Below are 21,732 nucleotides of genomic sequence, written 5' to 3' on the forward strand. Positions count from 1 at the left end.
TTCTCCTTATCAATAATTCGTTATCACAGCAACTCTTCCACACTCACGCCATTTAGACCGTCTGAAACCACGCTGATGTTGTAATCGCCAAATCCGCTTGCGGGCGTACCTGATTCGCCGTTTACGCGTTCGACTTTTACGGCGTCAAACAGTTTATGTGCAGGCTGGCTGCCGAGTGCGCTATCGTGTTTGAAAACAATCAGTTTGCGTGCCGCCATTTCGCCACGGGCGGCGGAGCGGTCATGCTCAAACATCAGCGTCAGGGCTTGCCAGAGTTTGGCTAAGTCGTCGTCTGAAAAACCGGTTTTGGCGGCAAGGTTGGCGGAGATAAAGCCATGCATACGATAAAGGGCATAAGGCACGATATGTTTGCGTCCCATGGTACGCTCTTTATCGAGATCTTTTTCGTTGGTTACTGCCATGCGCGTGATGGAAACTTCCAGAGGTACGATGGGATCAAGCGATTGTGCAAACGCCAATTGAACCGGGCCGCGCACTTGCCCGCTATTGACTTCGGTCGTCATAACTGCACCAAAGCTGCGAATATCAAAGAAGTTATTGCACATCCACGCGGTAATTTCGCGCGCCTTGGCTTCGTCTTTAGGAAGTTTTTTGGCTTCCGGTGCGACACCCAATGCTTCATAAGCACGTTTGTTTTGCAGGTTCAGTACGCTTTTTTCTTTAACGTAGATTTCATAGCCTGGCGCGTTTTCGCAAGTAACTTCAATAAAGTTGCGGATTTTTCGTTTCAGGCAAACGTCTGTAACCAGGCCTTTACTGCTTTCCGGGTCAAGACGAGGCATATTTCCTGCATCTGGATCCCCATTGGGATTACCGTTGGTGACGTCAAAGAAATAGACAAATTCGTAGCGGTTTTGGATAGACATGGCAGGTTCCTTATTCTTCAGTTGTAGTTACAGCTTCTTTAGGGGAAAAGTAGCTTTGCTTTTGTTGATAATAGCCGATGGAAAAACGGCCTTGTTCATCAATGCTGAAATGGCGCGGGTAATGCTCCGGCAAAGCGGCAATAATTTCTCCTAGATCCTTGTCCAGATTTACGGCTAATCCAGGCTTGTCTTTACGTAGACGCGAAAGATGATGGCGTGCTCCTACCAACAAACGGGGGAAAACTGAGAAAGGCACGGCTGATGCTGAACCATAATAGCGATCGGCAATGCTGGCATTGATATCACCTAATGCCTGATACTGGATGCGCTCCAGAACAGCAAACATTCTGCCTAACAGATATGCACGGTTTGTGCTTTCTTTATTTAAGCTCATAGGAACTCCTTCTTTGATTAAACCTTTACGGAATTTACGTGCCAATATTGCTTTGATCATGGCGATACGCAACCCGTTGGCATCACCGTCAGCACGAATGCGGGCGAGTAATTGTGATAACAAGCTCATCGGATAAGGCGTGCCATTGATAATCGCGCGTGTCATTTCACCTGCGAGAATTGGCGAGATATTTTCTGTCTTGCCCAACAGTGCGGTTTGGATCAGCAAACGCCAGATAGATGGTGGTGTCTGCCAAGGGCAAGGCTCTATTGCCAAGTCTTGCCAGTGTGCTGTCAAATTTTGTGCCAACTGCCCAAAAGTAGTATTTAGCCAAAAGCGGATGGATATACGTGAGACGTTAGGTTCAAGTCCCAGAATATAGAAGCGAGTATCTTCGTGCAGGTTGGGTGCAATTTCTTTGAGCGAGCGATCTTTGGCGATTTGTTGCAAAATGTCGAATACTTTTTGATTTTCTTCGCCATCTGTAACCGTCATCATATCGAGAAAAAAGGCCTCTTCCGCTTCAGCGCTATTATTATCGGGTGCTTCTGCCCAAAAAACGGTACTGGCATCGCCAATGGTGAGGCAATGCCTATTTTCACGACGTAGCAGATAATTTAGAGCAGCGACATAAGAAAAAGCTACGCGCTCAGATATAGGCGCATTGGCTCCTTGTTCTTTACCAAAGGATTCAAACGCATCACCATTAAAGGAAACAATAGAACAGCCAGAGCTTTGTCCTCTCCATATTTCTTTAATAGCGGGGTGAGTTCTAGCAACGGGCTCATAGTCTCCACTAACCAAACAGATACCATATTCTTTTGGAGATTTTTTTTGAGGCTCATCAAAAAGAGAGGGCTCCTGTTCTTCCTGATACTCAAACCATTTATCTGCAGCAACATAGTTTAGCCATTTTGCCCATAAAGCTTGAGCAGCGGGTTGCTCGAATAGTTGCTTTCTCTGTCCATCCAGTTTGAATACAATATTGGCATCTATCATTTCAGTATTGAACGGAGAGAGAGCAAAGTGTTCAGGCTCCCATCTTTCTAGAAAATGGATAAATGCTCGCAACCCGACATCATTGGTATTTTTTAGTAGCTTCAGGTGTGCTTCTTTAAAACTATCAAAAGTATCTGTTTTTATTATATAAGGTTGTGTCTTTACAGTAGCCTTGTTTTTATTAGCAGTAATCCCTAACGTGTAGCTGGTTTTATCCCATAAAAAGAAAGGTTTTGGTGTAGTTCCTGGTCGTTTGAAAGCCTGTGGCACAAACATACGCTTGGGTTGCGGTTTTTTATCTGTAGTTAAATGAGGGATGGCATCAATGACTTGTCCATTTTTACTTAATACTAGAATCCATCCTATTTTTTCATCACTATACCCATAATTTGGAACTTTGACTTTTCCCTCGCTGTCTTTTTCAGATAACAGGCGATAGTAATAACGATCCAGCGATTGCAGTATCATGATTTTACCTCCTTGGCACGAAAGAGCGGAACCTCAATAATGCCATTCTTCATTTCGGCACGGAAGAAATGCGGGGTATTGCCGTGTGCGAAATCCATGTCATGCAGCATCCAGCCAAGCTCGCGGTTGCGTTCGTTTTCGGGTAATTCACAGGCGGGTAGCGATTCACTATCCTCGATAAGTGCAAAGTTTGCCGGAAATTCGCGTACGCCCATGCAGGGTTGCTGGAAGCATTGGCCATTGCGGGCGCGACGTTTGAACATTTCTAGGTGTTTGTTAACGCTTTCTTCTTCAGCACGATCGCTTTGCGCGATGAATGCGTGATTGAGCTGAATGTGGGCTTCGATGATGTAGGCAACGTCTTTGAGTACGGTTGCGGCGCGCTGTTGGCGGTCGTCTTCGATAAGGGTGTATAAATCTTGCACGCTTTTTCGCTTCATCGCGCTAGTTACGTTGCTGGCAGAGATTTTTCCACCCAGTTCGTTGCGGCGTACGGATTCAAAACGGATGGGTTTGAGTACGTGGATTTTTTTGATCTCCCAGAGCATCGCGGGTTTCCAGTGTATGGCGGTCAGGATACCGCGCGCGGCAGAGGGTGTGATTACATCATAAGATACACGCTCCACTTTCATTTCCGGTCGGGTGAAACAGGCATATTTTCCCCAGATATGTAATTTGATTCCCATGGCCATTATTTCCTCTTGGTTAATCCACGCCCTTCTGCAGAAAGGCGACAACAGGATAGGCGTCCGCAGGCTATTTTTAGTTTCAACTCGCCTACGATAAGCAATATGTTTAAAACGCCAATCTTCTTTAGATAATTTGTATGTCAGATATTACGGCAGCTTAAGATTTGCGTCAATGGACTTTTTCTAAAAAAAGATGGCGCTCTCTCGCACAACAGGCGGCTGAAAAACGGGGAAAATAGAGCAAGGAAATATTCGCTGGCAGCGCTACAATATTATCGACGCTGTTTGCGAGGGACACAGTAGTACTAGGGGCTGTTTGCAATTTGAGTCCCCCTCCCCCGCGGAGCGGGGGGAGGGGTGTGAAAAATCGCGTAGCGACGGTATTATTCAAAACGAGGTAGTCCTCTAAACGTATATTGTCATGCGAATTTGTTTATCCCTGTCCTCACCCCAACCCCTCTCCCAAAGGGAGAGGGGCTTATCCACGGAAATGCAAACAGCCCCTAGCTTTCGTTGAATATCCGGCTGGCATCGGGATTTGCAAGGTACAATAGGAGGATAATTTATCCTGCATAATGTGGAGAGACGCGCTACTGTAATGCTGGCTGGCCTGCTGACAGTATGCTGTTTTGATGCAAATCGACTTCGAATTCGTCGCATATCACCGCGACCCTATTTTTAATTACGCCTAAAGGATTCTTATGACGCCACAAAAAATCGGCCTGACCGCGCTTACCGCCCTCGTTTTAAGCTCGATGATTGGATCCGGCATTTTTAGCCTGCCGCAAAATATGGCGGAGGTGGCGGGCGCTGAAGCGCTCATCATCGGCTGGACGATTACCGGCGTCGGTATCATCGCCCTCGGTCTTTCTTTCTGGTATCTGGCGCGGCTGCGGCCGACGCTGGACGGCGGCATTTACGCCTACGCCCGCGACGGTTTTGGCGAGCTGGTCGGCTTTTTCTCCGCCTGGGGCTATTGGCTCTGCGCCACCATTGGCGTTACCGGCTATCTTGTCGTCGCGTTTGAGGCGCTCGGCGGCTTCACCGATACGCCGGGGCAGGTGTTTTTCGGCAAGGGCAACACGCCCGCCGCCTTTGTCGGCGAGTCGGCGATTGTCTGGGCGGTGTATTGGCTCGCCGCGCGCGGCGTCAAGGAAGCGGCGGGGGTCAATCTGGTGGCGACGCTGGTCAAGGTTTTCCCGCTTTTGCTTTTTATCGGCCTCGCGCTGTGGTTTTTCCGTGGCGAGACCTTTGCCGCCGACTGGCACGGCGCGGGGCTGCAAGCGACGACGCTGACTCAGGTGAAAGACACCATGCTGATTACGCTGTGGGTGTTCACCGGCGTGGAAGGCGCGGCGGTGCTTTCCGCGCACGCGCGCAAACGCAGCGATGTGGGGCTGGCGACTGTGCTTGGCATCTTGATTGCGCTGGCGCTCTACGTCGCCATTACCGTACTGGCGCTGGGCGTGTTGCCACGCGCAGAAATCGCCGCGCTGGCGAATCCGTCCATGGCGGGGGTGTTGCAGGCGATGATGGGCAGCGCCGGCGGCATCATCATCAGCACCTGTCTGATTGTGTCCGTGTTGGCGTCGTATTTGAGCTGGACGCTGTACTCGATGGAGGTGCCGTTCTACGGCGCGCAATATGGCGCCTTTCCGCGCACCCTCGCCGCGCAGAATGAAAACGGCGTGCCGCACCACTCGCTGCGCTTTTCCTGCATCACCGTGCAGGTTTGTCTGCTTTTGGTGCTGCTCACCGGCGAGAGTTACAACGCGCTGCTGAAGATTTCGACGTCGATGATTCTTGTGCCGTATCTGTTGATTGGCGCGTATTTGCTGAAGATTACGCTGCGTGAGCGCCTCGCGCCGCATATTGTCGCGGTCGGCACGGTGGCGACGCTTTATGCGCTGTGGATTCTTTACGCGGCGGGTATGGGCTATCTGCTGTTGTCGGTGCTGCTTTATGTCCCTGGCGTCGCGCTGTTCCTTTATGCGCAGACGCGCTTCCACGGGCGTTTCCCGCGCCTGCAAGCGGGCGAGATCGCGCTGCTGGCGTTGCTTTTGCTCTTGCTGGTGCCTGCGCTGCAACAGGTTCTTGCGGATTTGCGCGGGGCGGGATGAGGCGGCTGTAGGGGATGGTTATTCGCTTTATACCCATCCATTCAAAGTAATAGGGGCGGTTAGGGTAAATCCCGTAACCGCCCCATTTCTGTTTTTGTTGGGTTACGGCTTGGCCTAACCCAATCGCAGCAGGTTTAGTGTTTGATGTCTTGCAGCAGTTTGCGCACGGCTTCGGCGTCGTTGGCGGCGATCGCTTTGTCCAGCAGTTCGCGGCAGGCCGCAGCGTTCAGGCGGCTGATGCTGTATTTGACGGCAGGCAGCATTTTGCCGCTGATGGAGATTTCGTTGAAGCCCATGCCGACGAGCAGCGGGGTCGCTTCCAGCTGGCCGCCCATTTCGCCGCAGATGCCGACGTCAATGCCCGCTTTGCGCCCGGCGTCGCAGGTCATTTTCATCAGGCGCAGTACGGCGGGGTGCAGGCCGTCATACAGCACGCTGATTTTGGTGTTGCCGCGGTCAACGGCGAGGGTGTATTGGGTGAGGTCGTTGGTGCCGATACTGAAGAATGCCGCTTCTTGTGCGAGTTGTTCGGCAATGAGCGCGGACGCCGGGGTTTCGATCATGATGCCGACTTTGATGTGCGGGTTGTGGTTACGCCCTTCGGCTTCGAGTTTGACGGATTGTTCGGCGATTTGTTGTTTGACCCAGCGCACTTCGTCCAGGCTGATGACCATCGGAATCATGACCCATAGGTCGCCGTAGGCGGCGGCGCGAATGGCGGCGCGGATTTGGCTCAGGAAGACTTCGGGGTTGTCTTTGTAGAGGCGGACGCCGCGCCAGCCGAGGAAGGGGTTTTCTTCTTTGGGGAAGTTGAGGTAGGAGAGTGGTTTGTCGCCGCCGATGTCCAGTAGGCGCAGGATGACGGTTTTGCCTTTCATGTGTTCGGCGACTTTGCGGTAGATGGCGTATTGTTGGTCTTCGCTCGGCGCCTGTTTGTTTTCCATGAAGAGGAATTCGCTGCGGAAGAGGCCGATGCCTTCGCTGCCGTTTTCGTCGATGAGGTGCAGGTCGTTCGGCGAGCCGATGTTGCTGTAGAGGGCGAAGGTTTTGCCGTCTTCGGTGGTCGCCGGTTTGCCGTGCAGTTTGGCGTATTCGGCTTTTTGTGCGTCTTGTTGGGCTTTTTTCTCGGTGTAGAGGCCGCGGGTTTTGTCGTCCGGGTCGAGGATGAGTTTGCCGGTGTCGCCGTCGAGCAGGGCGGTGATGCCGCTGCGGACTTCGTTCATGATGTTGCGCATGCCCATGACGGCCGGCATGCCGAGGTTGCGCGCGAGGATGGCGACGTGGCTGGTCAGTCCGCCGTGTTCGAGGACGAAGCCGCGTACTTTTTCGACGTCAAGTTGTGCGGTTTCGGAGGGGGTGAGGTCTTCGGCGAAGATGACGCTGTCCGGCGGCGCGCTGGCAAGGGAGGCAAACGGCAGGCCGTTGAGCGCGAGGAGGAGGTTGTTTTGCAGGTCTTCGAATTCGGCGGCGCGTTCGCGCAGGTATTCGTCTTCGAGGGCGCGCATGCTGGCGGCGACTTGGTCAAGGTATTCTTTGACGGCGGCGGTGGCGGTTTTGCGTTCGTCGCGGATGAGTGCCTGGATGTCGTTTTCGAGTTCTTCGTCGGCGAGCAGTTCGCGGTGGCTTTCGAAGATGGCAGCTTCGTGTTCGCCCTGTTTTTCGAGGACGCGGTTGTAGAGGGCTTCTAAGTGGGCATCGACTTTGGCCTGCGCATTGCGGAAGGCGCGGTATTCGCTTTTGATTTCGTCTTCGGTGATGCTGCGGGTATCGATGTTCGGGGTTTGCGGGCGGAAGATCCAGGCTTGGCCGATTGCTATGCCGGGGGAGGCGGCGAGTCCTTCGTAGTTTTTCATGAGGTGCTCCTCTAGGGTTGGCGGTGTGTTGCCGCAGCCGCTGCCCGCTGCGGCGGTATGTTTGAGCCTGTTCTTCGGAACAGGCTCAGGGGGTGCGGGTTATTCCGCGAGGTTGGTGATGTAGTCGGCGAGTTTTTCGAGGGCGTCAGCTTCGTCGGCGCCGTCGGTTTTCAGTACGAGCTGGTCGCCTTTGCTGAGGCCTGCCTGGAGCAGTTTCATCAGGGATTTGCCGTTGTATTCGTTGCCGTCTTTAACGATGGTGACGTTTGCTTCAAAGCCTTTGGCGAGTTGGACGAAGTCTTTGGCCGGGCGGGCGTGCAGGCCTGACGGGTTGTTCAGGGTGAGGTTTTTTTCTTGCATGTTTACAGTCCTTCTTCTGTTGCGGGTGGTGGTGGCACTTTGCGGCTGTAGCTGCTCAGGCTACCGATGCCTTCGCGTGCGTTTTCCAGCAATTGCGCCACCAGGGCGCGGGCTGCGTCGTAGTCGTCTTTTTCAAGGGTGGCTTCGACGAGCATGTGCAGTGTGGTGCCATAGACGACGTCAATGTTTTCTCTGCTGCTGGCGAGCAGGGCGGCTTGCCGGAAGGGCGCGCCGCCAATGATGTCGGTGAAGATGACCACGCTGTCATTCTCATATATTTTTAGTATTTTTGCCAGTTTCTCACCGAGCGCGTCCGGGGTGTCGCCTTCTTCGAAGTTCACTGCGTGCACGTCTGGCGACGTGCCGCTGATGAGGGTGAGGGCGGAGTGGATACCGGTGGCGAATTGGCCGTGCCCGGTGATGATGATGGCGGTCATGGGTTAGCCTTGGCTCATGCGTTCGGCGAGGACGGCCGGGTCGATGATGTCCACGCCGAACCAGTGTTTGACCAGTACCGGCAGGCCGATGCAGACGAGGCCGAAGATGATGGTCCATACCACCAGTTTGAGGGTGGAGGTGCCTTTTTTGATGCGCCAGAGGATGAAGAGTGTCCACAAGAGCGGCAGCAGTTTCGGCATGATGGGGTCGATCAGGTCTTTTTGCAGGCTGTACACGAAGGGTTTTTCGACGCCTTCGACGTGGCGCACCAGTTGTAGTCCGGATTCGAGGCGGACGTAGCTCGCGGTCATCGCGCCGATGACGGTCAGGCCGACGATGGAGGCGGCGTGGCTGAGTTTGCGCGTTTGTTCTTTGAGGTTGGCGATGGCGGAGACGCCCATTTTGTAGCCGTAGTTGGCAAGGCCAAAGCGCAGCGCGAAGTGGACAACGTTAAAGGCGACGAGGAAGAAGATGGGGCCGAGCCATGAGCCGGAGAGCGAGAAGGACGCGCCGACGCCACCGCAGATGGAGAGCAGGGTCAGCCAGAAGACGGCATCGCCGATCCCGCCGCCCGGTCCCATGGTGGAGACTTTGATGGCGCGGATGGTGGAGATGTTTTCTTTCGCTTCTTCCATCGAGACGACGAGGCCGGAGATGAAGGTGACGAGGAAGGGGTGGGTGTTGAAGAATTCGAGGTGCATGCGCATGGACTGGCGCAGGTCGTCCGGGTTTTTGTGGATTTTGCGCAGTGCGGGCAGGATGGTGTAGAGCCAGCCGTTGGCCTGCATCCGTTCGTAGTTGAAGGAGGCTTGCAGGAAGAGCGAGCGCCACGCCATGCGGCTCAGGTCTTTTGAGGTGATGACTTTTGCGGCGCTTTGGTCTTTGTAGACGTCGTAGTTTTCGGTACTCATGGCTTAGATTCCTTCTTCTTCTTGCGGGGCGGAGGTTTTGGCGGGCTGGCTGTCGCGGATGAAGTATTCGATCAGCGCGAATGCGGTGCCGATGAGCGCGATGGCAAGCAGCGGTTGGTTGAGGTAGGCGACGAGGACGAAGCCGAGGATGAAGTAGGCGACGTATTCTTTGCGCAGCATGATGTTGAGCAGGATGCCGAAGCCAATGGCGGGCATCAGGCCGCCTGCCATGCCGAGGCCTTCGGAGATCCATTTCGGCACGAAGTGCACGTATTCTGCCGCTTTGGCCGCGCCGAAGTACACCACGCCGAAGGCGACGATGGAGTAGAAGCAGAAGAGGATTGCCATGCCGAGGTAGTTCAGGCTGGCGATGCCGCCGAAGTTGAGGGTGTCGGCGTAGTGGTCGGCTTTTTTCATCAGCGGCGAGAAGGCGGTGAAGAGGAAAGTGATGCAGACCTGGACGAAGATGGCAAAGGGGATGGCGACGGCGATGGCTTCTTGCGCACTTTTGCCGGTGGCAATGACGAAGGCGGTGCCGATGATGCCGCCCATGACGACGTTCGGCGGTTGGGCGCCAGCGAGCGGTACGAGGCCCATCCACATCAGTTCAAAGGATGCGCCGGCGACGAGTCCCGCCTGCGGGTCGCCCATGAGGATGCCGACGATGGGGCCGGCGATTATCGGGCGGTGGATGTGGGTGAGGACGTTGAAGAGGTCGATGCCTGCCAGTCCGGCGAAGATGGCGACCATCAACGCCTGCAGGAAGGTGACTTGATGGAGGATTTCCATGGTGAGCTCCTGGGGATGGGGTTAGAGGATGAGGGACAGGATGGGTTTTTTCGCATCGTCCGGCGTGCCCTGCGCGGTGCAGGCGATGCCGAGCGCTTCGAGTTCCTGGAAGCAGCGGATGTCGTCCTCGGTCACGCTGATGACTTTGGAGACTTGCTTTTTGCCTTCGGCAAAGTGGAGGTTGCCGACGTTGATTTCCTTGATGGGCACGCCGCCCTTGATGAGGGTGAGCGCGTTCTGCGGGGTGCGCACCACGAGGAAGATTTTTTGGCTGGGTGCCGCTTTGTGGATGATGTCGATGGTTTTTTGCAGGGTGAAGAAGCGCGCGCCGACGTTGCCGGTAATCGCCATTTCCATCAGGTTTTGTTGTACCGGATCGGCGGCGATTTCGTCATCGGCGACGACGACGAGGTTCGCGCCCAGCCAGTTCGTCCAGGTCATGCCGACCTGCCCGTGGATGAGGCGGTTGTCGATGCGGGTGAGGAGGATATTGGGTTCTGCCATGTTTTTAAGGCTCCTTTATTTGTTGGGATGGGGTTGTGGGGAGAGCGTCAGTCATCCCCCACGGCTCACGCTGGATACGGGTAATCCGTAACGCCTTTGACGACGCGGTTGACGCTGCCGTCCGGGCTGGGGTTGTCCGGCGAGATGCCTGCATCGAGTGCGCAGCGCAGGCCGCTCAGTTGTGCGTATTGCACGTAGAGCGGAGCGAGCGCCGCGTCGTCCTGGCCGTCCAGCGCCGCATCGAAGGCGATGACGTGCGCGCGGCTCGCGGCGAGTTCCGGGTAGCGGGCGAGGAAGGCGGCGGGCGCAAATATCAGCACTTGCGCGGCGTTGCCGTCGCCCAGCACTTCCAGCGCCAGGTCGCGGTCGTATTGCTGCGTGTACGGGTCGCTGGAGACGAGGAAGCACACCGCCGTTTCGCCGTTAATCAGCGATTTCGGGCCGTGGCGGAAGCCGAGGGTGGTTTCCGCCATCGTCGGGATTTTGCCTGCGGTCATTTCCAGGATTTTCAGCGCGCTTTCGCGGGTCGCGCCGTAGAGCGCGTCGCTGCCGAGGTAGATGATGCGGTTACAGGCGGCGAGCGCATCCAGCGCGGTTGAGGTGTAGAAGGTGTCGCTGATGCGGCGCTGCGCGGCGGCAAGCGCGGCGAAGTCCGGCGGCGGCAAGTCGAGCGCTTCGCGGCAGAGGGCGGCGGTAAACAGCGTCATCGTCGAGAAGCTGGAGGTCATGACGAAGCTTTCGTCGTGGGTTTCCGGCGGCATTTGGCAGCAGTAGCCGTGGCCGTTGCGGCAATGTTCGGCGAGCGCGCCGTGGTCGTTGCAGGTGACGGCGACGGGGACGAGCTCCGGCGCAACCGCCGCCGCTTTTTCCAGGCTGGCAACGCTTTCCGGCGAGTTGCCGCTGCGCGCGAAGGCAAAGAGGAAGCCGTGTGCATCGCGTGGCAGTTTGCCTGCCGGTTGGGCGACCAAATCGGTGCTAGCGGTAGTAAGGCAATGTGCGCGGCTGTGGCGCTGGATGGCGGGGGCGAGGATGTCGCCGACGTAGGCGGATGTTCCGGCGCCGCTGAAAGCGATGGTCGCACGCGCGTCGTGCAGGGCGGCGTGCAGGCGGCTTTTCAGCGCCGGGTCGGTAGCGGCGAGCAACGCCGGGATTTTCTGCCAGCAGTCGCCTTGTTGATGGATTTCGCGCGCGGTTGCGGTTGCGCCGTGGTTGGCGAACCAGTGGGGTTCTTTGCCAAATAGCATGATGGCTCCGTTGTGGTTTTTATGGGCGCAAGCCGGGTAGGTTGGGTTAGCGCGAAGCGCATAACCCAACTGCAATGCGGTTTGGTTGAGGGCTAGTTGTTTACATACACCTTGAGCGCTTTCGTGTATGTAAATGAATCAGACACACGCCTCGTAGTACGGCACCAATGCGGCGCGGATGTGGTGACGGATGAGGTTCTCTGCCGTCAGCGCCTCGCCACGCGCGCGGCAGGCTTCAACCGCGTCCGGCAGGTATTGGTGTGCGAGTCCGAAGGGCAAGGGGCGCGTACCGAGGGCGGCACGCAGCCCCTGCACGGCTTCGTCCAGTTGTGGCTGACTCCAGTAGTAGCGGATGCGGTCGGAGAGGCTGTAGTGGCGCAAGAGGCGCTGTTCGTCCGCGTCGCCGTGGTAATACTTCTGCCATTGCGCAGGCTCGGCCAGCATCAGCGCTTCGGCCGCCGCTTCCACGTCCGGCGCGTTTAGTTTCAGCTTGCGCGCGATGTGGTTTAGCGCATAAACCGCTTCGCGGTAGGCGAAGGTCAGCGCCGGGCCGACTTTGAGGATGGCGAAGTGGTCGCGTACCAGCGCCTTGAACGCCTGCGGGGTTTGGTAATCGGTGGAATGCGCTTCAAAGACGGCGTGCGGAAAGTCGTTGGCGACCGCCGAGAGTGCGGTGGCGCGTTCGGGGCGGTAGTCTTCGACGCCGTGATGGTCAAATTCGACGCCGGGCTGGACGACCAGCGCCACGACCCGCGCCCAGACGTCATCGCCGAGGCCGTGCGCGGCGAAGGTGTCTTTATGTACGGCGTAGGTGGTGCGCGCGGCGTCCGGCGTGGTCGGCGTGACGCCATCGAGCGCTTCTTTCGCCCCGCCGGGCACGGGTACTTCGGTGCCGATGATGTAAACCAGCGGCACGGCGCCGGGCATAGCGGCGCGCGTGTCTTCGGCGATGCGGCAGAGGCGGGCGGCGCGTTCGGCGACGGTCGCGTCCGGCAGCGGCACCGGGTCGCCGGCGCAGCTCATGCTGCAATCGAGGTGGATTTTTTCGTAACCGGCCTGGACGTAATGGCGGATAAGTTCTTCGCTGTTTTTCATCGCCTCGTCCGAGGGTAGGTGTTGCCAGCGGTTCGGGCCGAGATGGTCGCCACCGAAGACGGGGTTGGCGTCGGCGGGCAGCAGGGCTTTCACCTGAGCGATGAATTGCGCCGGGGTCAGCCCGGTATAGCCGCCAAATTGGTCAACCTGATTCGAGGTGGATTCGAGCAGGAGGGTCGCGCCGTATTCGCGCGCCAGTTCTTCAGCGGCGCGGATGACGGCTGGGTGGGCGCTGCATACGGAAACGATGCCGCCGCACCCGTGTCGTTTGTGTGCGGCGATGACGGCCGCAACTCTATTTTCCATCGTCGCTTACCTCGATGAGACGGATGTCGTGTTGACGGAAATGCTGTTTATAAAGCTCCGGCACGTCCGCCTCGGAAATGACGGCGGTAATGCGGTCGAAGTGGAAGAAGGTGCGGAAAGAACGCTTGCCGTACTTGGAACAATCGGCGAGCAGATAAACTTCCTGCGCGTGTTCGGCCATGAGGCGGGTGAGGCGGGCGCGCTGTTCGTTCGTGGTCGTCAGCCCCGCTTCGAGGTCGATGCCGTCGGCGCTGATGAACGCCTTGGAAAAATGGCACTGGCGCAGATTGTCGGTGGTAATCGCCCCTTCAAACGCCATCACGTCCTTGCGCAATTCGCCACCGAGCGCATAAACGTTGGTGTTCTTATGAATGGCGAGGATGGAAAGCGCGTCAAGGCTGTTCACCATCACATTAATCGGCACGTCCGGCAGGGCGCGCACGAACTCCAGCGTAGTCGTGCCGGAATCAACGATGAGCGAATCATCAATCTGATTAACCAAATGCTCCGCCGCCCAGCGGCCAATCAGGCGCTTGGCTTCCACATTCTGCGACTCGCGCAGACTGCGTTTCAGCGGCGAAATAAAGCGGTCAGCAGAGACGGCGCCGCCGTGCTGACGTTTGGCAACGCCTTGTTCCTGCAAATAATCGAGGTCACGGTAAATCGTCATCAACGAAACCTCGAAGCGCTCCGCCAATTCCTGCGAATTAACGACGCCTTGCTCGTTCAATAAAGTCTGGATTTGTGCGCGCCGATCAACCGTAGTATCGGACTTCATGGACATTGCATGCTCCCTGCATAGTGGGGGTTCACGAAGAATGTTACGGCGACACGCAAGAGGTGTCAATAATCCACGTGAAAAAATGGTGTAACGCGCGGATTTTTGCAATTATCGGTTGTGATTTTCTGTGAAAATTCCGGCGACAGCGGCGGAGATTTGGCTCGAACCGTCGGAAAAACAGTCTGATGCGCTGTGTGGTTGAAGTGTGTAAAAAATTGGGCGGCCACACAGAACTGCGGCGCGGAATCAACTCATAGTATGATGCGCGCTACACACATCATAACAACGGAGCATCCCATGTCATACATGCTAAAAGAAGCGCGCGAAAGCGCCGCCATCGTCGCCAACCAGGACACGAGCCAGGCGCTCGCCCTTGCCGAGGCGCTCAAAAGCCAAACCCCGCGCGGCATCGTCAGCGTCGCCCGCGGCACCTCCGACCACGCCCTCGGCTACCTCGGCTACCTCCTCATGCACACGCGCGGCATGGCGGTCGCCTCGCTGCCGCCGTCCCTGAGCAGCGTCCTACAAACCCCGTGGCAGGTGCAGGACTACCTCGCCCTCGGCGCCTCCCAATCCGGCAGCCCGCCGGACGTCATCGCCATGCTGAAAGCGCTGGCGGCAGGCGGCGCCCGCACCGCGACGCTGGTGAACGTCGTGCCGTCGCCCATCATCGAAGCCAGCCAGCACGTGCTGGCCGTACAAGCCGGGCCGGAAAAAAGCGTCGCCGCGACCAAAAGCTTCATCGCCACCGTCGCCCTCGGCCTGCACCTGCTCGCCCACTGGAACGGCGACCGCAAACTGCAAGACGCGCTCCAAGCCCTGCCGGACAAACTCGAACAAGCCGCGAACGCCGACTGGGCAGCAGCGGTAGAAGCGCTTACCCCGCGCGAACGGCTGTTCGTCGTCGGCCGCGGTACCGGCCTCTCCATCGCGCAAGAAGCGGCGCTGAAATGCAAAGAAACCTGTCAATTACAAGGCGAAGCCTTCTCCGCCGCCGAAGTCCAACACGGGCCGATGGCCATCGTCCATGACGGCTTCCCAGTACTGCTCTTCGCTCCGCCCGACCACTACCAGGCCGACGCCCTGCAACTGGCCGAAAAATTCGCGGCGCGCGGCGCGCAAGTCCTGCTCGCCAGCGACAAAAAAGTCGCCGGAACCGTGCACCTGCCGCACATCGACGCCGGCCACGACGCGCTGCAAGGCCTCACCGGCATCCTCTCGTGGTACGTCGCCGCCGCGCAACTCTCTGAAGCCCGCGGCCTCAACCCCGACGAACCGCCCTATCTGCAAAAAGTCACGCAGACGGTATAAGGCCCAATTTACATACACCCTGAGCGCTCAGGTGTATGTATAACCGGTGCTGACTGCGCTCCGTTCGCGTGTGCGGATTGGCATGATTCCCCTGAAAAATCGCGGGCATTGGCGTACAATGCCCGCTCTTTTTTTTGGTATTGAACGGCGTGTGGTATTCGCCGTAACAAGGAACTGACTATGTTAAACATCACTTTGCCCGACGGCAGCGTCCGTCAATATGAAAACCCGACCAGCGGGCGGGACATCGCCGCCAGTATCGGCAGCGGTCTCGCCAAAGCGGCGCTTGCTGTGCGCGTTGATGGCGTTGAGCGCGACTTGAGCGACCCGATTACCGCCGACGCCAGCGTTGCCATCATCACCGCCAAGGAAGATGCGGGGGTGGATATCATCCGCCACTCCACCGCGCACCTGCTCGGTCACGCGCTGAAGCAGCTGTGGCCGGAGGCAAAAATGGTCATCGGGCCGGTGATTGAAAACGGCTTCTACTATGACATCGACAGCGAACACCGCTTCACGCCGGAAGATTTGGAGAAGCTGGAAGCGCGCATGAAAGATCTGGCAGCGACCGGCTATGCGGTGGAGAAGGTGTGGACGCCGGTGGCGGACGCGCGCAAGGCGTTCAGTGACCGCCACGAGGATTTCAAACTCCGCCTGATTGACGACTTCGACGACAGCGTCAAGGAAGTCGGCCTGTATCACCATCAGGAATACCTCGACATGTGCCGCGGGCCGCACGTGCCGCATATGGGACACGTCAAGGCGTTCAAACTGACCAAGCTTTCCGGCTCTTACTGGCGCGGCGACGCGAGCGGCGAACCGCTGCAACGCATCTACGGCGTTGCCTTCGCTGACCAGAAAACGCTGGATGCCTACCTGCAACAGCAGGCAGAAGCAGAAAAACGCGACCACCGTCGCATCGGCAAACAGCTTGATTTCTTCCATTTGCAGGAAGAAGCGCCGGGCATGGTTTTCTGGCACGCGAAGGGCTGGGTCATCTACCGCGAAATCGAGAACTATATGCGCGGCAAACTGCGCAAATACGGCTACGAAGAAGTACAGGGGCCGCAGATTCTGGACCGCTCGCTGTGGGAAAAATCCGGCCACTGGGACAAGTTCGGCGGCAATATGTTCACCTGCTGCATTGACGAACACGACTACGCTATCAAGCCGATGAACTGCCCCGGGCACATCCAGATTTTCAACCAGGGACTGCGCAGCTACCGCGAACTGCCGGTGCGCTACGCCGAATTTGGCATTTGCCACCGCAATGAACCGTCCGGCACGCTGCACGGGCTGATGCGGGTGCGCCGCTTCGTCCAGGACGATGGCCATATTTTCTGCACCCGCAGCCAGATTCGCGAGGAAATCGAGCGCGTCTGCCAGATGGTGTACGAGGTTTACCACGACTTCGGTTTCGACGAAGTGGAGCTCGCGCTTTCTACCCGTCCGGAAAAGCGCGTCGGCTCTGACGAAATCTGGGACGAAGCCGAAGCCGATTTGCAAGCGGCGCTGGAAGCGCAGGGCAAACCTTTCCGCCTACAACCGGGCGAAGGCGCGTTCTACGGGCCGAAAATCGAATTTACCCTGAAAGACAGCCTCGGCCGCCGTTGGCAATGCGGTACGGTACAGCTCGATTTCTCCATGCCGGAACGCCTTGGCGCGCACTACATCGACGAAAACGACGTGCGGCAAACGCCGGTGATGATTCACCGCGCCATCCTCGGCTCGCTGGAGCGCTTTATCGGCATCCTGATTGAGCAGTACGCCGGACAAATGCCGCTGTGGCTGTCGCCGGTGCAGGCGGTCGTCATGCCCATTACCGATGCGCAAGCCGACTACGCGACGGCGGTCGCGGAAAAACTGGCAACGGCGGGGCTTCGCGTGGAAAAAGATTTGCGGAATGAAAAAATTAACTATAAAATCCGCGAGCACACTTTGCAGCGCGTACCCTTCATGCTGGTTGCCGGCGACCGCGAAAAAGCGGCGTCTTCCGTTTCGGTGCGGCAACGCGACGGCAAGGATCTCGGCGTCATGAGCGTCGATGACCTGATTACGCACTTGCAGCAATTGAACAGCACGAAAGCACAGGAGATTTAGCAATAGCTAAGCAACAAGAAACCCGTGTCAATGAAAAGATCACGGATGCAGAGATTCGCCTGATTGGCGCCGACGGCGAACAGCTGGGCGTCGTATCAATCGAAGATGCTTTGAATGCAGCTTACGAACAGGATCTGGACTTGGTGGAAGTGGCAGCCAATGCCGCGCCGCCAGTCTGCCGAATCATGGATTACGGCAAATTCCGTTTCGAGCAGCAGAAAAAGCAACAGGAAGCGCGGAAAAACCAGAAGCGCATCCAAATCAAAGAGATCAAATTTCGTCCGGGAACGGACGAGGGAGACTACCAGGTCAAACTACGCAACCTGAACCGTTTCCTTGCTGATGGTGACAAAGCCAAAGTAACCGTCCGCTTCCGCGGGCGCGAAATGGCGCACCAGGGTCTCGGGCAGGAATTGCTCACCCGCATTGAAGCCGATCTGGCGGAAGTCGGGGTCGTTGAGCAAAAAGCGGGGATGGAAGGCCGCCAGATGGTGATGGTCTTCGCTCCGAAAAAATAACCTGCCAATCATGCCGCAGCATCGCTGCGGAAACTGAAACAAACAATGCGAGTTTTATCATGCCCAAAATGAAAACCCACCGGGGCGCTGCCAAGCGCTTCAAAAAAACAGCGAGCGGCTACAAGCGTTCGCATTCCCACGCGCGTCACATCCTGACCAAAAAATCCACCAAGCGTAAACGCGGGCTGCGTGGCACTGTCATGGTGCACGAAAGCGACGTTAAAGCCATCAAGCAGATGATTGGTTAAGGAGGAAACATGGCACGAGTCAAAAGAGGCGTAACCGCACGCGCCCGCCACAAGAAAGTTCTGGCAGCGGCCAAAGGTTATTACAACGCCCGCCGCAAAGTCTTCCGTATCGCCAAACAGGCGGTCATCAAGGCAGGCCAATATGCTTACCGCGACCGCAAAGCGAGAAAGCGTCAATTCCGTCAGCTGTGGATTATCCGTATCAACGCCGGTGCGCGTCAGCACGGTCTTTCCTACAGCCGCTTCATTAACGGCCTGAAGAAATCAGGCATCGCGATTGACCGCAAGATGCTGGCTGAACTGGCTGTCTATAACAAGCAGGTTTTTGCTGTGCTCGCCGAAAAAGCGAAAGCAGCCCTGTAAGCAGGAACCCATGCGAAAAACGGCTGCACCCGCAGCCGTTTTTTATCAGCCGCAGCAAGCGGCATCAATGACACGGGAACAGAAACGTGAGTGAACAATCGTCTGTCAGGGAAGCGCTGGAAAAAGCCTTGCAGGACGGGTTGCGCGCGCTGAAAGACGCGCTTGACCTGCCCGCGCTGGAGGCGCTGCGCAACACCTATCTCTCGAAAAAAGGCATCTTTACCGCGCATATGCAGGAGCTTGCCAAGGCGCGCGCCGAGGAACGTCCGCAACTGGGCAAAATCATCAACGACGCGAAGACCCATTTCCAGCAAGCGTTGCAGGAAAAGATTGACACTTTCCGTGCGCGGGAGATGGCGGAAAAACTGGCAGCCGAGCGGGTGGACGTGACCCTCGCCGGACGGCAGACATTTCAAGGCGGCTTGCATCCGGTGACGCTGACGCGCCGCCGCATCGAAGACTGGTTCGCTCGCCTCGGCTTCGTCGTTGAAGACGGCCCGGAAATCGAAGACGATTTTCACAACTTCACTGCTTTGAACATCCCCGAACATCACCCGGCGCGGGCGATGCAGGATACCTTCTACTTCGATCCGAAAACCGTGCTGCGCACGCATACCTCTGGCGTACAAATCCGCACGATGGAACGCGACGGCGCCCCGCTGCGCATTGTCGCTCCCGGACGCGTTTACCGCAGTGACCTGGACGCGACGCACTCGCCGATGTTCCATCAAATCGAAGGCCTGGTCGTTGATGGCCACAGCACCTTTGCCGACCTCAAGGGCATCATCATCCATTTCCTGCGCGATTTCTTTGCGCGCGAAGATTTGCAGGTGCGCTTCCGCCCGTCCTTTTTCCCGTTCACCGAGCCGTCGGCGGAAGTCGATATCGCCTTCTTTGAGGCGGGTAGCGGTGATAACGTGAAATGGTTGGAAGTGCTGGGCTGCGGCATGGTACATCCGCAAGTGCTGCGCAATGCCGGTGTTGATCCCGAAAAATACCAAGGTTACGCCTTCGGCATGGGGATTGAACGTTTGGCGATGCTGCGCTACGGCGTGCACGATCTGCGCCTGTTTTTCGAGAACGACGTGCGCTTCCTGCGCCAGTTCCGTCATGAATTTTGAGGACGAGCCATGTTGTTGAGTACAGATTGGTTGAAAGAAGCCTATGGCATTGCGCTGCCGCCAGAATTGTTGGCGGAACGGCTGACGATGGCGGGGCTGGAAGTGGACAGCATGGAACGCGCCGCGCCTGAATTTTCCGGAGTGGTGGTTGCGCAAGTGCTGACCCTGAATCCGCACCCCGATGCGGACAAACTGCGCGTCGCCAGCGTGGATAGCGGTCACGGCGAACCCTTGCAAATCGTCTGCGGTGCGCCCAACGTCGCTGTCGGCGTCAAAGTGCCACTGGCCACTATTGGTGCGGTGCTGCCTGGCGACCTGCGCATCAAAAAATCCAAACTGCGCGGCGTGGAATCGTTCGGCATGCTGTGCTCTGCGCGCGAACTGGGGCTGAGCGACGAGCATGCGGGCTTGCTCATCCTGCCGGAAGATGCGCCAGTCGGTGCCGACATCCGCGACTACCTGCGTCTGAACGACGCCATCATCGACATTGACCTGACGCCGAACCGTGCCGACTGCTTCTCCATGCTCGGACTCGCGCGGGAAATTGCCCAATTGTGTCGTGCCGAACTGGGCGCGGATTACCGCTTGCCGCCGCTGGAAACGGCGGGTGTCGCCATCAGCAGCGATGCGACGCTGACCATTGAAAACCGCGCGCCGCAAGACTGCCCACGTTACCTCGGACGCATTATTCGTGGCATTGATATCGGACGCGCAACACCGCCGCACATTGCTGAAAGACTGCGTCGCGCCGGTATCCGCACCCACGATCCGGTGGTGGACATCACCAACTACGTCATGCTGACCCTCGGTACGCCGCTGCATGCCTTCGATGCGGACAAAGTGCAGGGCGGTATCATCATTCGCCAAGCGAATGCGGGCGAAACCCTGCGCCTGCTCAACGACAGCGAAGCGACCTTTACGGGCGACGAGCTGCTTATCGCCGATACAGAAAAAGCGCTGGCAATCGCGGGAGTGATGGGCGGTGTAGATAGCGCTTGCAGCGATACGACGCAGAACATCATCCTTGAAGCCGCGTGGTTTAACCCGCCGCGTATCGCGGGCAAAGCGCGCCGCTTCAGCCTTTCCAGCGACAGCGCGCAGCGCTTTGAGCGCGGTGTCGATTACACCCTGCAAGAAACGGCGATAAACCTCGCTGCCCGCCTGATTACCGAAATCTGCGGTGGCGAAGCGGAGGAGATTGCCGCCAGTGTCAGCGCCACGGATTTACCCCAACGTAGTGCCATCACCCTGCAACGCGCGGCGATCGCGCAGCGCGTTGGTCGCGAATACGACGACGCAATCGTCACTCACATTCTGGAAGGCTTGGGCGGCGATGTGCAATACCGCGATGGTATCTGGACAATCATCCCGCCGAGTTGGCGCTTTGACCTCGCGATTCCTGCCGATTTAATCGAAGAAATCGCTCGCATTGACGGCTACGCACACGTTCCCGACCGCCTGCCCGCAGTGGAATACCAGCATGGCGCGGGTGAAAAACGCGCGCTGCGCTATTACGGCGACGTGCTGGTTGCGCAAGGATTTCAAGAAGCCGTTACCTATAGCTTCATTGATCGCGCTAGCCATCAGGCGTTTTTCCCGGAAGCGACGACCATCAACCTGCAAAACCCCATCAGCGCCAACTTGGCGGAAATGCGCCTGAGCCTACTGCCGGGGCTGGTCAATGCGGTCATCTACAACCGCAACCGCCAACAGCAAGACGTGCGTCTCTTTGAAATTGGCCGCGTTTTCCTGCCGCAAACAGACAAAACCATCGCCGATTGCGCGCAGCCGACCCGTCTCGCCGGGGTGATGAGCGGTCTCGCCGCGCCAGAACAATGGGCAGCCGAGGCACGCAAAATAGATTTCTTTGATGTCAAAGCTGTGGTGGAAACATTGCTGCTACAAATACCGGGTATCAGCTACCATCCGTCGCAACAGACATATCTGCATCCGGGCAAAGGTGCCGACATCTATGACAGCGAAGGTCGCTATCTTGGTTGCGTCGGCGCCCTGCATCCACAGCTCTTGCAAACACTGGACAGTCGCGGAGGCGAAATCTACGCCTTTGAGCTGGATGACCTTGCGTGGTTACCCGCCGCACACCTGCCGCGTTACCGCACAATAGGCAAATTCCCGGCGGTGCGGCGCGATCTGGCGCTGGTCGTCGATAAAAATATCGCCGCAGCAGACATCCTTGCCTGTATTCGAACACAAATCGGCGCACTACTGGCAG

The 21,732-nt window shown here is 57.3% G+C and carries 19 protein-coding genes and 1 pseudogene (1 of these 20 only partly in view); 8 read left to right on the forward strand and 12 right to left on the reverse strand.

Annotated elements, in window-relative coordinates; genetic code table 11:
• Positions 1-23 precede the first annotated feature (23 nt).
• The 3 genes from cas7c to cas5c are packed head-to-tail and all read right to left on the reverse strand — an operon-like array spanning position 24 to position 3,440.
• A complete protein-coding gene (cas7c, locus tag EL199_RS03285) occupies positions 24-887 on the reverse strand; it encodes a type I-C CRISPR-associated protein Cas7/Csd2 (protein WP_040354992.1) in 864 nt (287 codons plus the stop codon).
• 10 nt (positions 888-897) lie between these two features.
• The gene (cas8c, locus tag EL199_RS03290; RefSeq protein ID WP_040354990.1) at positions 898-2,748 is read right to left on the reverse strand and encodes a type I-C CRISPR-associated protein Cas8c/Csd1; all 1,851 of its coding nucleotides are present in this window, start codon (positions 2,746-2,748) and stop codon (positions 898-900) included.
• A complete protein-coding gene (cas5c, locus tag EL199_RS03295) occupies positions 2,745-3,440 on the reverse strand; it encodes a type I-C CRISPR-associated protein Cas5c (protein ID WP_004140278.1) in 696 nt (231 codons plus the stop codon). Before cas5c ends, cas8c begins: the two co-directional genes overlap by 4 nt.
• 698 nt (positions 3,441-4,138) lie before the next feature.
• On the opposite strand from cas5c, the gene EL199_RS03300 reads away from it, so the two are divergent.
• Complete coding sequence (locus EL199_RS03300) at positions 4,139-5,557, forward strand: basic amino acid/polyamine antiporter (protein ID WP_004140276.1); 1,419 nt, start codon at positions 4,139-4,141, stop codon at positions 5,555-5,557.
• A gap of 134 nt (positions 5,558-5,691) precedes the next feature.
• Here EL199_RS03300 and ptsP read toward each other — a convergent pair whose 3' ends face one another.
• From ptsP to EL199_RS03345, 9 genes and pseudogenes are all read right to left on the reverse strand, one after another.
• On the reverse strand, positions 5,692-7,410 hold the full coding sequence (ptsP, locus tag EL199_RS03305; protein ID WP_004140273.1) for a phosphoenolpyruvate--protein phosphotransferase: 1,719 nt from the start codon (positions 7,408-7,410) through the stop codon (positions 5,692-5,694).
• 99 nt (positions 7,411-7,509) lie between these two features.
• Positions 7,510-7,770 (reverse strand): HPr family phosphocarrier protein, encoded by a 261-nt coding sequence (locus tag EL199_RS03310; RefSeq protein ID WP_004140271.1) that lies wholly within the window; start codon positions 7,768-7,770, stop codon positions 7,510-7,512.
• 2 nt (positions 7,771-7,772) lie between these two features.
• A complete protein-coding gene (gene agaF / locus EL199_RS03315) occupies positions 7,773-8,207 on the reverse strand; it encodes a PTS galactosamine/N-acetylgalactosamine transporter subunit IIA (RefSeq protein ID WP_004140270.1) in 435 nt (144 codons plus the stop codon).
• 93 nt (positions 8,208-8,300) lie between these two features.
• Positions 8,301-9,122: pseudogene (locus EL199_RS03320) on the reverse strand (PTS system mannose/fructose/sorbose family transporter subunit IID); the annotation flags it as partial.
• Positions 9,123-9,908 carry a PTS N-acetylgalactosamine transporter subunit IIC gene (gene agaW / locus EL199_RS03325; protein ID WP_004140267.1) on the reverse strand — a complete coding sequence of 262 codons (786 nt, stop codon included), beginning with the start codon at positions 9,906-9,908 and terminating at the stop codon, positions 9,123-9,125.
• Positions 9,909-9,929: 21 nt separating this feature from the next.
• Positions 9,930-10,412: a PTS N-acetylgalactosamine transporter subunit IIB gene (agaV, locus tag EL199_RS03330; RefSeq protein WP_004140265.1), complete on the reverse strand. Its 483-nt coding sequence runs from the start codon at positions 10,410-10,412 to the stop codon at positions 9,930-9,932.
• A 65-nt stretch (positions 10,413-10,477) separates the two neighbouring features.
• Positions 10,478-11,656 (reverse strand): SIS domain-containing protein, encoded by a 1,179-nt coding sequence (locus EL199_RS03335; RefSeq protein ID WP_004140264.1) that lies wholly within the window; start codon positions 11,654-11,656, stop codon positions 10,478-10,480.
• 138 nt (positions 11,657-11,794) lie between these two features.
• Complete coding sequence (locus EL199_RS03340; RefSeq protein ID WP_004140263.1) at positions 11,795-13,057, reverse strand: class II D-tagatose-bisphosphate aldolase, non-catalytic subunit; 1,263 nt, start codon at positions 13,055-13,057, stop codon at positions 11,795-11,797.
• A complete protein-coding gene (locus EL199_RS03345; protein WP_126315988.1) occupies positions 13,047-13,835 on the reverse strand; it encodes a DeoR/GlpR family DNA-binding transcription regulator in 789 nt (262 codons plus the stop codon). The genes EL199_RS03340 and EL199_RS03345 overlap by 11 nt, the downstream gene beginning before the upstream one ends.
• Before the next feature lie 300 nt (positions 13,836-14,135).
• Here EL199_RS03345 and EL199_RS03350 point away from each other — a divergent pair, with 300 nt between their 5' ends.
• The 7 genes from EL199_RS03350 to pheT all read left to right on the forward strand — a co-directional run.
• The gene (locus tag EL199_RS03350) at positions 14,136-15,149 is read left to right on the forward strand and encodes an SIS domain-containing protein (protein WP_040354987.1); all 1,014 of its coding nucleotides are present in this window, start codon (positions 14,136-14,138) and stop codon (positions 15,147-15,149) included.
• A gap of 180 nt (positions 15,150-15,329) precedes the next feature.
• On the forward strand, positions 15,330-17,249 hold the full coding sequence (thrS, locus tag EL199_RS03355) for a threonine--tRNA ligase (RefSeq protein ID WP_004140255.1): 1,920 nt from the start codon (positions 15,330-15,332) through the stop codon (positions 17,247-17,249).
• 2 nt (positions 17,250-17,251) lie between these two features.
• The gene (gene infC, locus EL199_RS03360) at positions 17,252-17,767 is read left to right on the forward strand and encodes a translation initiation factor IF-3 (RefSeq protein WP_079539590.1); all 516 of its coding nucleotides are present in this window, start codon (positions 17,252-17,254) and stop codon (positions 17,765-17,767) included.
• A 59-nt stretch (positions 17,768-17,826) separates the two neighbouring features.
• The gene (gene rpmI / locus EL199_RS03365; protein ID WP_004140251.1) at positions 17,827-18,015 is read left to right on the forward strand and encodes a 50S ribosomal protein L35; all 189 of its coding nucleotides are present in this window, start codon (positions 17,827-17,829) and stop codon (positions 18,013-18,015) included.
• Positions 18,016-18,024: 9 nt separating this feature from the next.
• Positions 18,025-18,378 (forward strand): 50S ribosomal protein L20, encoded by a 354-nt coding sequence (gene rplT / locus EL199_RS03370; protein ID WP_004140250.1) that lies wholly within the window; start codon positions 18,025-18,027, stop codon positions 18,376-18,378.
• A gap of 86 nt (positions 18,379-18,464) precedes the next feature.
• Positions 18,465-19,499 carry a phenylalanine--tRNA ligase subunit alpha gene (gene pheS, locus EL199_RS03375; protein WP_004140249.1) on the forward strand — a complete coding sequence of 345 codons (1,035 nt, stop codon included), beginning with the start codon at positions 18,465-18,467 and terminating at the stop codon, positions 19,497-19,499.
• A 9-nt stretch (positions 19,500-19,508) separates the two neighbouring features.
• Positions 19,509-21,732, forward strand: partial view of a phenylalanine--tRNA ligase subunit beta gene (pheT, locus tag EL199_RS03380; RefSeq protein WP_004140248.1) — the 5' portion only. 173 nt of this gene lie beyond the right edge of the window; only the first 2,224 of its 2,397 coding nucleotides appear in the window; it begins with the start codon at positions 19,509-19,511; the stop codon falls past the right edge of the window.

The sequence above is a fragment of the Cardiobacterium hominis genome (assembly GCF_900637305.1).
Classification (GTDB): Bacteria; Pseudomonadota; Gammaproteobacteria; order Cardiobacteriales; family Cardiobacteriaceae; genus Cardiobacterium; species Cardiobacterium hominis.